Raw genomic sequence first — 13,886 nt, 5'->3', positions numbered from 1 at the left:
GCCACCTGGTCCGACCCGGCCGGGAACGGCCTACACGGAGACGAGTCCGTCGGCCTCCTCGCGCAGCGCGCGCAATTTGCCGAGTCGCGCCTCGAGGTCGGCGATCCGTTCCGGCCTGCGGTCGCCGTACTTGCCGTAGTTCTCCTCGGCCGACCGCAACGCGTCGTCCGCGGCGCGCGAGACCTCGGTCGCGATGTCGGTGAAGTGGTCGCGCAGCACCCGCTGCATGGCGCGCAGGCGATTGCGCGACTCCTTGCCGACCTGGAAGATCACGTCGTCCATCAGGCGGGCGACCGCGACCTTAGCCTCGGCGCGGCGACGCAGCTTGCGGTTCTTGCGGTCGTCCCACAGCGCGTTGACGCCCAGCAGCACGCCCGCGCCCGCCGAGTACCAGTTCACCAGCGACATGCCCAGCAGGCTGGTGGCCAGACCGACCATCAGGATGCCGCCGTAGGAGCCGCGCAAACCGGTCAGGAATTGCTGGGTGACACCGGCTTTCGCGCTCTCCAGCGGCTCCAGCGGCTGCACCGCCTCGAGCACTTCCCCCGGGTTGGCCAAGCGCAGGTCCGGTAGCGGAGGGGTCCGGTTGTCGGCCGGGAACTTGGCGGCCACCTGCTCGCACAGCTCCATCGAGCGGTAATGCGCCACGGCGAAGTTCTCCTCGACCGCCTCGCAGATGCGCGCGTCGAGATCGGCGCCGAATTCCTTCCACCGGCGCGCCGGATCGGTCCGGGTGATCTCGGTCTCGGCGTCGCGGATCAGGCTGCGCAGCCGGTGGCGCAGGTCATGCTCGATGTCGGCCATCAGCTCTGTCGCGCCGTCGACCAGCGTGACCTGCCAGTTCGCGGTGCGCTGGCGCAACTGGTCGGCCTCGTCGCGGGCGCGGGCCAGCTGATCGGTGATCTCGGCCCGACGCCGCGGGTCGCGCAGCGCCTCGGCCTCCGTACGCAGCGTCAGCGCGAGGTGGTCGCAGACCAGGCGGATGTCCTGGACCGCCGCTTCCAACGCCACCGCGTCCGCGCGGGCCACCACGTAGTCGCTCAGATGATCGATCAGCTGCGGCACTCCGGATTCGATGTCGCGCTGGTAGTCACCGGTCAGCCCGGCCTGCCGGTGCAGCTCGGCGGAGACCGGCGCCACCGCGAAGCCGAGTCCCGCGGCGTCCAGCAGTTCGCGGTTGCGCTGCTGGGTGCGCGACCAGTGCGGGAACACGTCGATCTTGTTCAGCACGCAGATCACGGTCGGGCAGATCTGCTGGATGCGCTCCAGTTCGGCGATCTGCTCCATGGTCAGCTCGGTACCGGCGTCGCCGACGTAGAGCACGGCGTCGGCCGCGGCGATCATCGACCAGGTGGTGCGGTTATCGCCCAGCGCACCCGGTGCGTCCATGACGACGACACCGTCGGCGAGCAACGGGCTCGGCTGGGTGAACTCGGCGCGGACGACGCCCTGGGTGGCCAGCGCCGGACCGGGGTCCAGCGGGTCGACCGACTGGCGTTCGGTGCGGCCGTACTCGGTCTGCCGCACCAGCGTCGCGGTCGGCTCCGGCCCGTATTCGACGATCACCGGGACGCTCAGATCGCTGTTCGTCGCACTGACCGAGGCACCGACGAGGCTGTTGACCAGCGTGCTCATGCCGTTCTTCGGATGGCCGACGACCACGAGCCGTACCCGGGGATCGCTCACCCTGGCATGGACCATGCCCAATCGGCTGCCGAGGTCGTCGCGTCCCGCGGATCGGGCCGTCTCCCGCAGCTCGTCGAGTATTCGGATGAGCGGGGCCATCGCGTCCGGATGTTTCACGGTCGCAGCCTTCAGCCCGGCAGCGGCAGACAACCCTCCTCCTTACTCTCGGTAACTTTCGTTCTGGTACCCCCTGCGGTCACTCCGCAGTCCTCGGATCCGCTCGCGGCCCGGCTACATCAATGAGATGTCCGACACATCCGACGCATAGTGATGCGTTTCCGCCATGGCCGATTCCGGCAGCAAGGCGCTCGAGAGGCCGCCGCTCGAGGCCAGTGTGAGCGCGGAGTGATCGTAGGTGTGCTCGGCGACCGGGAAAACGGAATCGGACGGGTGGTCCACCGTGAGCGGCGCCGAGATGCCGTGCGGCTTCGGGTCGATCACCTGGGGCTTGATCGGCGCCTGGGTGGGCGCGGGAGCGGTGAAGGTCGGCGCCGGAGTGTACGGCTCGACGGTGGGAGCGTGCGCGGGAGCGCTGTAGGTCGGCTGGTCCGGCGCAGTGTAGGTGGGCTGGTCCGGGGCCGTATACGTCGGCTGCGCCGGCCTGCTGACGGTCGGTACGTCGTCGGTCGGCAAATGGTTGGTCGGCGGGGTGTCGTGCGAGGTGCCGCCGGTGCTGGGGCGGCCGGTGCCGCCGCCCGGTGTCGTCACGTCGTCGTCCGGAGTGGTCGGGGCATGCGGCGCCGGGGTCTGGGTGACCGTCGCCCCCGGGGTCTTGGTGGTCGGCCCGTCCGGCGCGGTGGTGATGCCGCCGTGCGGCGCCGTGGTCGCGCCGGGGAGCTTCGTGACGTCGATATCCGGCGTCTTCGGGGCGGACGGGGCGGTGACATCGCCCGGAACGCTGGGCGTCGGCGTGATCTTCACGATCGTCGTCGGGAGCGTCACCGTCGACGCGGGCGGCTGGGTCGGATGAGTCGAATGGGACGGATGCGGGTCGGTCACCGGGGCGGGCTTCACCGCGGGCGTCGGCCGCACCGCGTCGAACAGCGCGGGGACGGCCGCCGCCGGAGCGGTCAGCACGGACGGCCCTTCCGGCGCGGCGAACACATTCGCGATCGGAGTCGAGGCGACATCGGGCTGGATCGTGGTCTGCAGCGGAGTGGCCGCGACGACCGGAGCGGCGGCGACCGCGGCGGGCGCGGGCGCCGGGGCGACGGCGGGAGCCACCGACGCGGCGGGCGCGACCGTAGCGGCGGGAGCGACCGGCGCCGAGGCCGCGAGCGGCTGCGCGACGCCCGACGACTGCGCCATGCCCGCCGACGAGGACTGCGTGACGCCGGAGGCCGCCGACGACTGCGTCGCGGACGAGCCCGGCGACGTGAGTCCGCCGAGGAGACCGGGATGGCCGGGCCCATGCGGTTCGTTGACCGGGTGATCGATGCCGTCCGGCACGTGGATGCCGTCGGCCAGCCAGTCGGTGTACTCGTCGAGCTGATCGCCGACGTGACCGACCGCCATATCGACCTTCATCTCGGAGGTGAAGTAGATCCCGTTCGGGCCGAGCCCGAAGTCGACCTGCCACTGCGTGCCGACGAACGCCCCCAGATCGCTGCCCGCGCCGACCCCGTCGAACGGATCGTCCGCCGTCGGCCCCGCGCCCACGCCGCTGCTTCCGGGTAGGCCGCTGTTTCCGGGCAGGTCGAAGACGGTGGAGCCGGGCGCGACGAAGCCGTTCGAGCCGGGCAGGCCGAACCCGTGCCCGGCTTGGCCGAGTCCGTGGCCGGGCAGGCCGAACCCGTGGCCGCCGGGTGCGTCGACATCGTTCGCCGCCTCGGACCGGACGCCGGGCAACGAGAAGCCGTGGGACGTGTTGCCCTCGATCCCCGGAATGGTCGATCCGGATTCGGAACCGCCGGCCGTGCCGGGGATGCCGCCGAGCCCGGGGACACCGCCTCCGGAGTGTCCGGGCAGTTGCATCCCGTGTGCGCCGGACTCGCCGCCGGGCAGCGTCGGCAGCGGCATTCCGGCGTCGGTACCGCTGTAGTCGCCGAGCGAGGGCAGCGATGCCGCGGGGTTTGCGCCGGTGCCGGGCAACGTGAACCCGGGGGCCGGGTTGACCGGCCCGGGGGCCGGATTTCCATGGGCGACCGGGCTGTTGGAGCCGTGCGAGGAGAACGGCGCGGGCTCGACGACCGGGTCCGGGAAGGTGATCACCGGGCTCGGCTGATCGGGATCGGGATCGGTGCTGTGCGCCCAGCCGGTGTGCCAGCTGTCGAGGCGGGATTCGCCCGGTTGCGCGGGGACGCCGCCGCCGTTGGCGGCCACCAAGGCGCCGCCGGTGACATAGGCGCCCGCTCGCGCGACCCGTGCGACGCCGGTGGCCACCCGGTAGGCGGTGTCGCCTGCGCGGTCGGCGCCTTCGGTGTCGTCGTCGAAGGGCAGATCACGCGTCATAGAAGCTCCACTCTCGATTGTCCAGCATCCTCACCGCGCCGGTCCGACCGAGTGAAGATCACCCCAACAGTATTTCGGGAATACTCGCCTGTCACATTCTCCAGGACTGGAGAGAATGCCACTGTGGTGAGCAACACAACCTTGCCATCCGAATTACCGGATCGGAAGCCCCATTTCCGATGGCCTTTCCGGACCGCGCGCAGTCTCCGATACGCACCCCCACCAGGGCCGATCGCATACTTGCCTGCGCGGCGGCGGACGCGCCGGGAAATTAATGGAACTCTAAGAGTTGCCGAAGGAGTGCTGAAGATCCGCTCCGTATCGTCGAATTCGATGAAACAGCCGTTCGGCAGCATCGACGCACGGGAGACCGGACAGTGGGCGCATCGACACGAACCCGCCATCTCAGACTGTGGGATTAGATTGACACCATGGCCGGACAACGAATCTTGGTCGTGGACGACGAGGTTCGCGTCCTCGCGTCGCTGCGGCGGGGACTGGAGCTCTCCGATTTCGAGGTCGTCACCGCGGCCGACGGCGCCGAGGCGCTGAGTATGGTCCGCGCCACCATGCCCGACGCGATGGTCCTGGACGTCAACATGCCCGAACTCGACGGTGTCGGCGTGGTCACCGCGCTGCGGGCGATGGGCAACGACATCCCGATCTGCGTGCTCAGCGCGCGCACCGCGGTCAGTGACAGGATCGCCTGCCTGGAGCGCGGCGCCGACGACTACCTCACCAAGCCGTTCGATCTGGGCGAGCTCGTCGCCCGGTTGAACGCGCTGCTGCGGCGCAGGCAGAAACCGGCGCCGCGGCCGGAGGAGGTGCGCACGGTCGGGCGGGTACGGATCGACCCGGCCGGGCACCGGGTGCTGGCCGGGGGCAAGCCGGTGGAGCTGACGAAGCGGGAATTCGAGGTGCTCGCCCTGCTCGCCGAGCACATCGGCGTCGTACTCGGCCGCGAGCAGATCCTGTCCGCCGTGTGGGGATACGACTTCCCCACCGACACCAACGTCGTCGACGTGTTCGTCTCCTATCTGCGGCGCAAGCTGGAGGCGGACGGCGTGCCCCGGGTGCTGCACACCGTGCGCGGCGTCGGCTTCGTCCTCCGGGAGGAACCATGAGCAGGTCACCGTCGCTGCGCACCCGGGTAGCCGTCGTGTCGGGGGTGGTCGCGGCGCTGGTCACACTCACCTTGACGATCACCTTCGCCACCCTGCTCGGCGCCACCGGCGAACGTCAGCTGGACCAGACCGTCTCGTCGATGGCGGTGCGGATCGCCGCGCCCCTCGAAGCGGCTCCCGCACCACCGTCCGCGGCAACGCTGTCTCCCGAGCAGGCGCCCGCGGACGCGCGGCGGCCGGGCGTGCCCGCCGACGCCGCGATCACCCGGGTCGACGGGTTGCCCGGCGTGCTGGTCGCGCTCGATCCCGATCGCGACGTCGTGGAGGCGGCCATTCATCGCAGTCAGCGCATCGGGCTCGGCATCGGAGTGGCGGGCGCGTTGCTGGCCGCCCTGCTCGGCTGGTTCCTTGCCGGATTCGCCGCACGCCCGCTGCGCCGCCTGGCCGACGCCACCCACCGCATCGACACCTTGGAGGAACTGCCGCCGCTGTCCGGCCGCGGCGCACGGGAGGCCGAGGAACTCTCCGACGCGATCACCCGCATGCTCACCCGGCTGGAAGCCGCCCACCGCGCCACCCAGCGAGCGCTGACCGGCGCACGCGACTTCGCGGCGGTCTGCGCGCACGAGTTGCGCACGCCGCTCACGGCTTTGCGCACCGACCTGCAGGTCCTGGCCACCAAGGAGATTCCGGACCAGCAGCGCGGCGCGATCATGTCCGAGGTGCTCCTCGCCGAACAGCACATCGAGAACACACTGACCGACCTGGAACGCCTCGCGGTCGGCGAACTCACCGGCCCGGACGTCTTCGAGCCGTTCGACCTCTGCGACGTGCTGGACCGGGCGGTGCACGACGCACGGCGCAGGCACCCGGGTGTACGGGTGGAGCTCACCGAATGCGCTCCGGTCACGGTGACCGGTTCGCCCGGCGGCGTCGGGCTCATCGTCACGAATGCCGTCGCCAACGCCGTGCAACACGGCCGAGCCGAAACCGTCACCGTCAGCGCCCGATCCGACGCGGAGGACATCGTGGAGATCCACGTCGACGACGACGGCCGCGGCATCCCCGAGGCGCTGCGCGCCGACGCCTTCGACCGCTTCGTCAAAGGCCCCGGCTCCCCCGGCTCAGGACTCGGCCTGGCCCTGGTCCGCCAGCAAGCCGAATTGCATTCCGGCACTGCCGAACTCGGCGAAAGCCCGCTGGGCGGAGCGCGCCTGCGCGTCCGGCTGCGCGCGGCGGGTTAGCCGCCTACTTCTTGTCCTTCGGCTTGTCCGAAGCGGCATCGGAGGACAGCGCGGCCACGAAGGCTTCCTGCGGGACGTCGACGCGGCCGATCGTCTTCATCCGCTTCTTGCCCTCCTTCTGCTTCTCCAGCAGCTTGCGCTTACGACTGATGTCACCGCCGTAGCACTTGGCCAGCACGTCCTTGCGGATGGCGCGGATGTTTTCGCGGGCGATGATCTTGGACCCGATCGCGGCCTGGATCGGCACCTCGAACTGCTGGCGGGGGATCAGCTCGCGCAGCTTGGTGGTCATCTTGTGGCCGTAGGCCTGCGCCGCGTCCCGGTGCACGATCGCACTGAACGCGTCCACCGCCTCGCCCTGCAACAGGATGTCCACCTTCACCAGCTGCGACTCCTGCTCGCCCGACTCCTCGTAGTCGAGGCTCGCGTAGCCGCGGGTGCGCGACTTCAACGAGTCGAAGAAGTCGAAGATGATCTCCGCCATCGGCATCGTGTAGCGCAGCTCGACGCGCGTCTCGGAGAGGTAGTCCATGCCGCCGAGCTCACCGCGGCGGGACTGGCACAGCTCCATGATCGAACCGATGAACTCGCTCGGCGAGATGATGGTGCACTTCACGACCGGCTCGTACACCGTCTTGACCTTGCCCTCGGGCCAGTACGAGGGGTTGGTGACCACGTGCTCGGCGCCGTCCTCCATCTCCACCCGGTACACCACGTTCGGCGCGGTCGAGATGAGGTCCAGATCGAACTCGCGCTGCAGGCGCTCGCGCGTGATCTCCATGTGCAGCAGGCCGAGGAAGCCGCAGCGGAAACCGAACCCCAGCGCCACCGACGTCTCCGGCGTGTAGGTCAGCGCGGCGTCGTTGAGCTGCAGTTTCTCCAGCGCGTCGCGGAGGTCCGGGTAGTCGGAGCCATCCACCGGGTAGAGGCCGGAGTACACCATCGGGCGCGGCTCGCGATACCCGGTGAGCGGTTCGCTCGCGCCGCCGCGCGCGCCGGTCACCGTGTCGCCGACCTTGGACTGACGCACGTCCTTCACGCCCGTGATCAGATAGCCGACCTCGCCGACGCCGAGACCCTGGGTCGGCTTCGGCTCGGGCGAGACGATGCCGATCTCCAGCAGCTCGTGGGTGGCGCCGGTGGACATCATCTTGATCTTCTCGCGCGGGGTCAGCTTGCCGTCCACCACACGGACGTAGGTGACCACGCCGCGGTAGGTGTCGTAGACCGAGTCGAAGATCATCGCGCGGGCGGGCGCGTCGGCTTCACCGACCGGCGGCGGGACCTGCGCGATCACCTGGTCGAGCAGATCGGTCACGCCCTCGCCGGTCTTGCCGGAGACGCGCAGCACGTCCGACGGCTCGCAGCCGACGATGTGCGCCAGCTCGGCGGCGTAGCGGTCCGGGTCCGCGGCGGGCAGGTCGATCTTGTTCAGCACCGGGATGACCGTCAGGTCCTTGTCCAGCGCCAGGTACAGGTTGGCCAGCGTCTGCGCCTCGATGCCCTGCGCGGCGTCGACCAGCAGGATCGCGCCCTCACACGCCTCCAGGGCGCGCGACACCTCGTAGGTGAAGTCCACGTGGCCCGGTGTGTCGATGAGGTGCAGCACGAAATCGGTGCCCGCGTGCTCTCCGGTCCGGGGCTTCCAGGGCAGCCGCACGTTCTGGGCCTTGATGGTGATGCCGCGTTCGCGCTCGATATCCATCCGGTCCAGATACTGGGCACGCATCTGCCGCTCCTCGACCACACCGGTCAGTTGCAGCATCCGGTCGGCCAGCGTCGACTTGCCGTGGTCGATGTGCGCGATGATGCAGAAGTTCCGGATCCGGGCGGGATCGGTGAACGTCGTGTCGGCGAAGCTGGCGGGCACTCCACTCCTCATGGGTATCGGCAAACTGCCGTCCATCGTCCCATGATGCTGTGTTGGTTTTTGCAGCGCCTGCGGCACTGCGTGTTCACGGCCCCGGGAAGTCTCGCGTCCGAGCGACCGAGACTCGCGACTTCGTCGCATGCGCTTCGGTCACTCGGACGCGAGACGGGCCGCGAACGGTGCTCGTAAGACTCGCACTCGGCGGGGGTGCGATCGAGCCGGGGGGCGAGCGAGGGCGGGGGCGGGGGTGCGGTCGAGCGGCGGGCTGTTCGTCGACCGGCTCCTCATGGCATGAGCAGAGGCGGGGTCGACAACGTGCGAGGTGGGGGGCCGGTGGTTACGTTGCGGTCGATGACCCGGACGACACAACGGATCCCACGCGGGTGAGAAGCGGCGGGTGCGCCGTTATTCTCCAGGGATGGCCCGAAGTTGGAACACCCTCGGCAAGCAGATCGGTCTGATCGCCAAGCAACAGGGTCCCAAGATCGTCAAGCAGCAGAGGCCCGGGCTGGTCGACCGGCTGGTGGGGTCGCTGGCCCAGCGGCGCGCCACCGGCGTCGCGGTGCGGCCCGCCGCCTCGAGGCCGGTTCCGACCGCGGAGCGGGCCCGGCAGATCGTCTACTCGCCGCAACTGGACGGACGTGCCGATCCCGGCGAGATCGTGTGGACCTGGGTGCCGTTCGAAGAGGATCCCGGCAACGGCAAGGACCGGCCCGTGCTGGTGGTCGGCCGCGACCGTCGCACGCTACTCGGCCTCATGCTGTCGTCGAATCCGGAACGCGCCTACGACCGCGATTGGATCGGCATCGGCAGCGGGGCGTGGGACCACGACGGCCGCCCCAGTTGGGTGCGGCTCGATCGGGTGCTCGACGTGCCGGAGGCGGGCATCCGCCGCGAGGGCGCCATCCTGCCGCGCAAAACCTTCGATCTGGTCGCCCACCGGCTCTGCGCCGAGTACGCCTGGCACTGAGGACGACATGTCACGCGTAGGTCACCCTGGTATGCGACGGCCCGCAGAGCAAGCGGCGAGCTGACGATGCCGCCGCGACTACCGGTTCGATGACCCCGGGCGGGAACGCGCCGGTCAGGAGATCATCTCGCGGGAACGGCCGTACAGCAGGCCGTACAGCAGCGCACCGAGGGCGCCGCCGATCAGCGGGAAGACGATGAACGCCCAGACCTGTCCCATCGCACCGTCCTGATAGGGCGCCACGGCGAGACTGCGGGCCGGGTTGACCGAGGTGTTGTCCACCGGAATCGACACCAGGTGGATCACCGCCAGCGTGACACCGATGGACAGCCCGGCCAGCGGCACGTCGGAGATCTGGTCGGTGGACGACAGCACCACGAAGACCAGCAGCGCCGTCAGCATCACCTCGACGATGATCATGGCGGCCACCCCGTACCCGTTCTGCACCACCACCTCGCCGAGCGGTCCCCGGATCGCCGACGGACTGTGCTTGCCCCAACCGTTCGCGCCGAGCCCGTCGACCGGCCGATCGTAGGACGGCAGGTTCTTGGCCAATGCGAACAGCACGAGTCCGGCGAGGAGTCCGCCGATCAGTTGCGAGATCACATATCCCGCTGCTGACACGCCGCTGAGCCGGCCGAGCAGCAGATGCCCCACGGTCACCGCCGGGTTGACGTGGCAGCCGGAGATGGGCCCGATCGAATAGACCAGGAACATCAGCGACAGGCCGAAGCCGAGCGCGATGCCCAGCGGACCGACCTTCTCCCCCGCCAGCACCGCGGTGCCGACGCCACCGATCACCAGGACGAAGGTGCCGAGCGCCTCGGCGCCCCATTTCTTGCTCTCGGGAATCGGTTTGTTCTCGACAGCCTCTTCGACTACTTCCTGGGCCGTTGGAGACATCTGTCCACCTTCCGCGTTCCAGACCTGCGCTCGGACTAGTCGTGGTACCGCTTCGACAACAGAGCCGCTCGAAGAGCAACGGTTGCTCTGAGGACGCTACGCGAGTCGAGTGATCTCTACAACGACTTCGGGGTCCGCCGAGCCGCCCCTGGGAAGAGAGCCGTCCACAGCGGAACTTCGGCGTTGCTCGAGGGCGGTCTCGAGGAAAAATACTGGTCGTCAGGGGTGATGCTGCCGGTCGCGCCGGGCCGACACCGAAGTCTCGGCATCGTCGGGAGCATGCCGGGCAACCGGGGTAGCCAGAAATACACCGTGTCAGCGGCGTCCGCTGCGCGGCGGCGTGGCGCGCGCACGGCTGCGATGCTCTCTGGAGCGCAGGTAGAGGCCAGCGGCACGAACCTGCGCCGGACGGAAGCCCGATCGCCCGACGGGCGATTACCCGCGCGGCCGCCGTCCGACCGGTCGAGTGTCGATTTCGTGCGCAGGACGGCGACTGGTAACCTCGATCTTCGGCGCTGCGTTACCCGTCCAACTCGGGTATGTCGCGCGCTCGACGAACTTTCCCAGGACAGACCAACCAGACAGGAACACGAGGAACCGGCGTGGCCAACATCAAGTCCCAGCTGAAGCGGATCCGCACCAACGAGGCGGCGCGCAAGCGCAACCAGTCGGTCAAGTCCGCGTTGCGCACCGCCATCCGCAGCTTCCGTGAGGCCGCGGCCTCCGGCGACAAGGACGCCGCCGCCGAGCGCCTGCAGTTCGCCAGCCGGAAGCTGGACAAGGCCGCCTCGAAGGGCGTCATCCACGCCAACCAGGCCGCCAACAAGAAGTCGGCCCTGTCGCTGGCCTTCAACAAGCTCTGATCCACCCGGTACCGCACGCCGGTACCGTGCTCGTGCTGTGACGCAGCCGCCGTGGCCTCGACGACCACGGCGGCTTTTGTCGTGCCCAGAGGGCAACAGTGTTCCCTGCCCTTTCTACCTGGGGTTTCGGGATTCGGCCCGCGCCGTGTCAGAGGTTCCAGCTACCATTCCGCGCATGGTAACCGTGTATGCCAATCAGACGGTCGTTCGCGCCGAGGATCTGCCGGATGTGATCCGCGCGGCCGAGGTGCTCGGCTTCGGACTGAAGATCGAGAATGTGCTCGTTCCCGACGACGACGGCGGTTACTCCTTGGAGTGGATCGTCACGCGCGACGAGGACGTGCCCGCCTACGAGGAGTGGGACGGCCGCTACGAGGACGCGGACGACGATGGTGAACTGATCCTGAGTTCCGCGGAATAGCCCCGGGTCACGGCGCGTCCAGAGCGGCGACCAGCCGGTCGAGCGCTGCCTGGGAATCGGCGTCGACGGCGCGGTAGATGACGATCCGCTGGTCGGGGTCCTGCACGGGCATCAGCACCTCGTAGCTGACGACCAGCGGACCCACCAGCGGATGCCGCAGCGGCTTGTTCCCCCGTCCCTGCACCCGCACATCGTGGCGGGCCCACGCCTGCTCGAACTCCGGACTGTGCGCGGTGAACTCGGCGATCAGGTCGGCCAACGCGCGGTCGTCCGGGTGCGCGGCCCATGCCGCGCGCAGATCCGCGATGCCCTCACGAATGACGCGTTCGCGCTCGACATAGAAATCCCGCATGCTCGGGTCGAGCAGGCACAACCACATGGTGTTCCGCTGCCGCTCCGGCAGCGCGCCGAAATCGGTGATCAACGCCGCCATCTCCCGATTCCAGGCCAGGATGTCGTAGCGGTGGTTCACCAGCATCGCGGGCAGCGGCGACAGATCACGCACCAGCATGGCCAGGGCGGGCGCCGGAGCGGTGCTCGGCTTGCCGTGGTCCGGCTGCCGCTGGAGCGCCAGATCGAACAGATAGGCGCGCTCGTCGTCGTTCAGGCACAGTGCCCGCGCCAGCGCGTTGAGCACCTCCACCGACGGACGCAGGCCGCGCCCCTGCTCCAGCCGCACGATGTAGTCGGTGCTCACGCCCGCGAGTTCGGCGACCTCTTCCCGCCGCAGCCCCGGTGTCCGGCGGGCCTGCCTGCGCTGCGGCAAGCCGAGATCCTCCGGCGTCAACCGCTCCCGACGGGCCCGCAGGAAGGCGCCCATCTCCTGCACCCGATCCGCGCTGCTGCCGCGACCTGCGCGGTTGCCGCCGCCGGAGGCATCGCGGCGCCGAGTCGGGTCCGCCGCGCTCTCGGGCTGTCCGTGACTACGTGGGCTGCCGCCGCCGGACCCGAGGTCGCGGCGCTGAGTCGAATCCGCGCCGTTCCCGGGCCCGCCTTGGGTACGCGAGCTACCGCCGGGCCCGAGCTCGCGGCGCTGGGTGGAGTTCACCGTGCCAGTCATCACCGTCGATCCTACGGCTGCCTAGGACTGGCCTTCCCAGGATGAAGCTTCCCTTACTCGGCTTCGCGCGCCGTTGAAAACTGGCTATCGACAACACGGCATCGCGAACACAAGGAGCTGGACATGTCCGGAGCCCGCACCCTCGACACCTACCGGCTGCTCGGCCGCTCGGGACTTCGAGTTTCTCCGCTGTCCCTGGGAACCATGACCTTCGGCGCCGATTGGGGCTGGGGCGCGGACCGGGACGAAGCCCGCAAGATCTTCGACACCTACGTCGAGCGCGGTGGCAACTTCATCGACACGGCCAACCAGTACACCAACGGCACCTCCGAGCAACTGCTCGGCGAATTCACCGCGGACAACCGCGAAAGCCTGGTGCTGGCCACCAAATACACCATGCTGCGCCGCCCGGGCGACCCGAACTCCGGTGGCAACCACCGCAAGAGCATGATCGGCTCGGTCGAGGCCAGCTTGCGCAGGCTGAACACCGACTACATCGACCTGCTCTACTTGCACGCCTGGGACTTCCTGACCCCCGTGGAGGAAATCCTGCGCGGCATGGACGATCTGGTGCGCTCGGGCAAAGTGCTCTACCTCGGCATCTCCGACGCGCCGGCCTGGCAGATCGCGCGGATGCAGACCATCGCGGACCTGCGCGGCTGGTCGCCGCTGATCGCACTGCAGATCGAGTACAGCCTGATCGAACGGACCGTCGAGCGCGACCTCATCCCGATGGCGCGCGAACTGGGCCTCGGCGTGATCCCGTGGTCGCCGCTGGCCAGCGGCGTGCTCACCGGCAAGTACAGCCGGGCCGATCTCGACCACGAGGCGGACGGTTCGCCCGAGGGCAGCCGCAAGAACGTGGCCGCCGCCAACGGCTCGCTCACCGAACGCGGCCTCGCCATCGCCGATGTCGTCAAGCAGGTCGCCGACGAAATCGGCAAGACGCCTTCGCAAGTCGCGCTGGCCTGGACGCTGCGCGACCCCGCGGTCACCTCGCCACTCATCGGCGCCCGCACCGCGGCGCAACTGGAGGACAACCTCGGCGCGCTCGACGTGGAGTTCGACGCCGCCCAGCTCGCGCGGCTCGAACAGGCCAGCGCGGTGGATCTCGGCTTCCCGCACGAGTTCCTGAACCGCCCCATGACCCAGAGCGTCACCTTCGGCGACCTGAAGATCGAAGGGCGCGCCTGATCGTCGACCCGTGCGGCGGTGCGGAACTGGAATCGCACCGCCGCACGGGGCTGCGACCTCGGCGTCGCCCACCTTCTCGCGCACGCGTCGGCTTACGGCG

Annotated in this window: 11 protein-coding genes; 6 read left to right on the top strand and 5 right to left on the bottom strand. The window is 69.3% G+C overall.

Features of this window, described 5'->3' with window-relative positions:
- Positions 1-30 precede the first annotated feature (30 nt).
- Positions 31-1,836 carry a dynamin family protein gene (locus tag ABZ420_RS05025; RefSeq protein ID WP_357117188.1) on the bottom strand — a complete coding sequence of 602 codons (1,806 nt, stop codon included), beginning with the start codon at positions 1,834-1,836 and terminating at the stop codon, positions 31-33.
- 81 nt (positions 1,837-1,917) lie between these two features.
- Positions 1,918-4,137, bottom strand: coding sequence for a hypothetical protein (locus ABZ420_RS05020; RefSeq protein WP_357117186.1), 2,220 nt, complete (start codon positions 4,135-4,137; stop codon positions 1,918-1,920).
- 431 nt (positions 4,138-4,568) lie between these two features.
- On the opposite strand from ABZ420_RS05020, the gene ABZ420_RS05015 reads away from it, so the two are divergent.
- Positions 4,569-5,261 (top strand): response regulator transcription factor, encoded by a 693-nt coding sequence (locus ABZ420_RS05015; RefSeq protein ID WP_357117184.1) that lies wholly within the window; start codon positions 4,569-4,571, stop codon positions 5,259-5,261.
- Positions 5,258-6,505, top strand: a complete 1,248-nt coding sequence (locus ABZ420_RS05010; protein ID WP_357117182.1) for a HAMP domain-containing sensor histidine kinase — start codon at positions 5,258-5,260, stop codon at positions 6,503-6,505. Before ABZ420_RS05015 ends, ABZ420_RS05010 begins: the two co-directional genes overlap by 4 nt.
- Before the next feature lie 4 nt (positions 6,506-6,509).
- Here the strand turns inward: ABZ420_RS05010 and lepA are convergent, their stop codons facing one another.
- Complete coding sequence (gene lepA / locus ABZ420_RS05005; protein ID WP_357117180.1) at positions 6,510-8,411, bottom strand: translation elongation factor 4; 1,902 nt, start codon at positions 8,409-8,411, stop codon at positions 6,510-6,512.
- A gap of 382 nt (positions 8,412-8,793) precedes the next feature.
- On the opposite strand from lepA, the gene ABZ420_RS05000 reads away from it, so the two are divergent.
- The gene (locus ABZ420_RS05000; RefSeq protein ID WP_357117177.1) at positions 8,794-9,345 is read left to right on the top strand and encodes a type II toxin-antitoxin system PemK/MazF family toxin; all 552 of its coding nucleotides are present in this window, start codon (positions 8,794-8,796) and stop codon (positions 9,343-9,345) included.
- Between the two features lie 114 nt (positions 9,346-9,459).
- Here ABZ420_RS05000 and ABZ420_RS04995 read toward each other — a convergent pair whose 3' ends face one another.
- A complete protein-coding gene (locus tag ABZ420_RS04995) occupies positions 9,460-10,248 on the bottom strand; it encodes an aquaporin (protein ID WP_357117175.1) in 789 nt (262 codons plus the stop codon).
- Between the two features lie 602 nt (positions 10,249-10,850).
- Here ABZ420_RS04995 and rpsT point away from each other — a divergent pair.
- On the top strand, positions 10,851-11,111 hold the full coding sequence (gene rpsT, locus ABZ420_RS04990) for a 30S ribosomal protein S20 (protein WP_040865530.1): 261 nt from the start codon (positions 10,851-10,853) through the stop codon (positions 11,109-11,111).
- 175 nt (positions 11,112-11,286) lie between these two features.
- The gene (locus ABZ420_RS04985; protein ID WP_040865529.1) at positions 11,287-11,532 is read left to right on the top strand and encodes a hypothetical protein; all 246 of its coding nucleotides are present in this window, start codon (positions 11,287-11,289) and stop codon (positions 11,530-11,532) included.
- Positions 11,533-11,539: 7 nt separating this feature from the next.
- Here ABZ420_RS04985 and ABZ420_RS04980 read toward each other — a convergent pair whose 3' ends face one another.
- Positions 11,540-12,592 (bottom strand): helix-turn-helix transcriptional regulator, encoded by a 1,053-nt coding sequence (locus tag ABZ420_RS04980; RefSeq protein ID WP_357117173.1) that lies wholly within the window; start codon positions 12,590-12,592, stop codon positions 11,540-11,542.
- A 123-nt stretch (positions 12,593-12,715) separates the two neighbouring features.
- Here ABZ420_RS04980 and ABZ420_RS04975 point away from each other — a divergent pair, with 123 nt between their 5' ends.
- On the top strand, positions 12,716-13,786 hold the full coding sequence (locus ABZ420_RS04975; protein WP_357117171.1) for an aldo/keto reductase: 1,071 nt from the start codon (positions 12,716-12,718) through the stop codon (positions 13,784-13,786).
- Positions 13,787-13,886 lie beyond the last annotated feature (100 nt).

Origin of the sequence: Nocardia sp. NPDC005745 (assembly GCF_040630775.1) — a bacterium.
Lineage (GTDB): Bacteria > Actinomycetota > Actinomycetes > Mycobacteriales > Mycobacteriaceae > Nocardia.
This window is presented reverse-complemented; position numbering and strand designations above follow the sequence as displayed.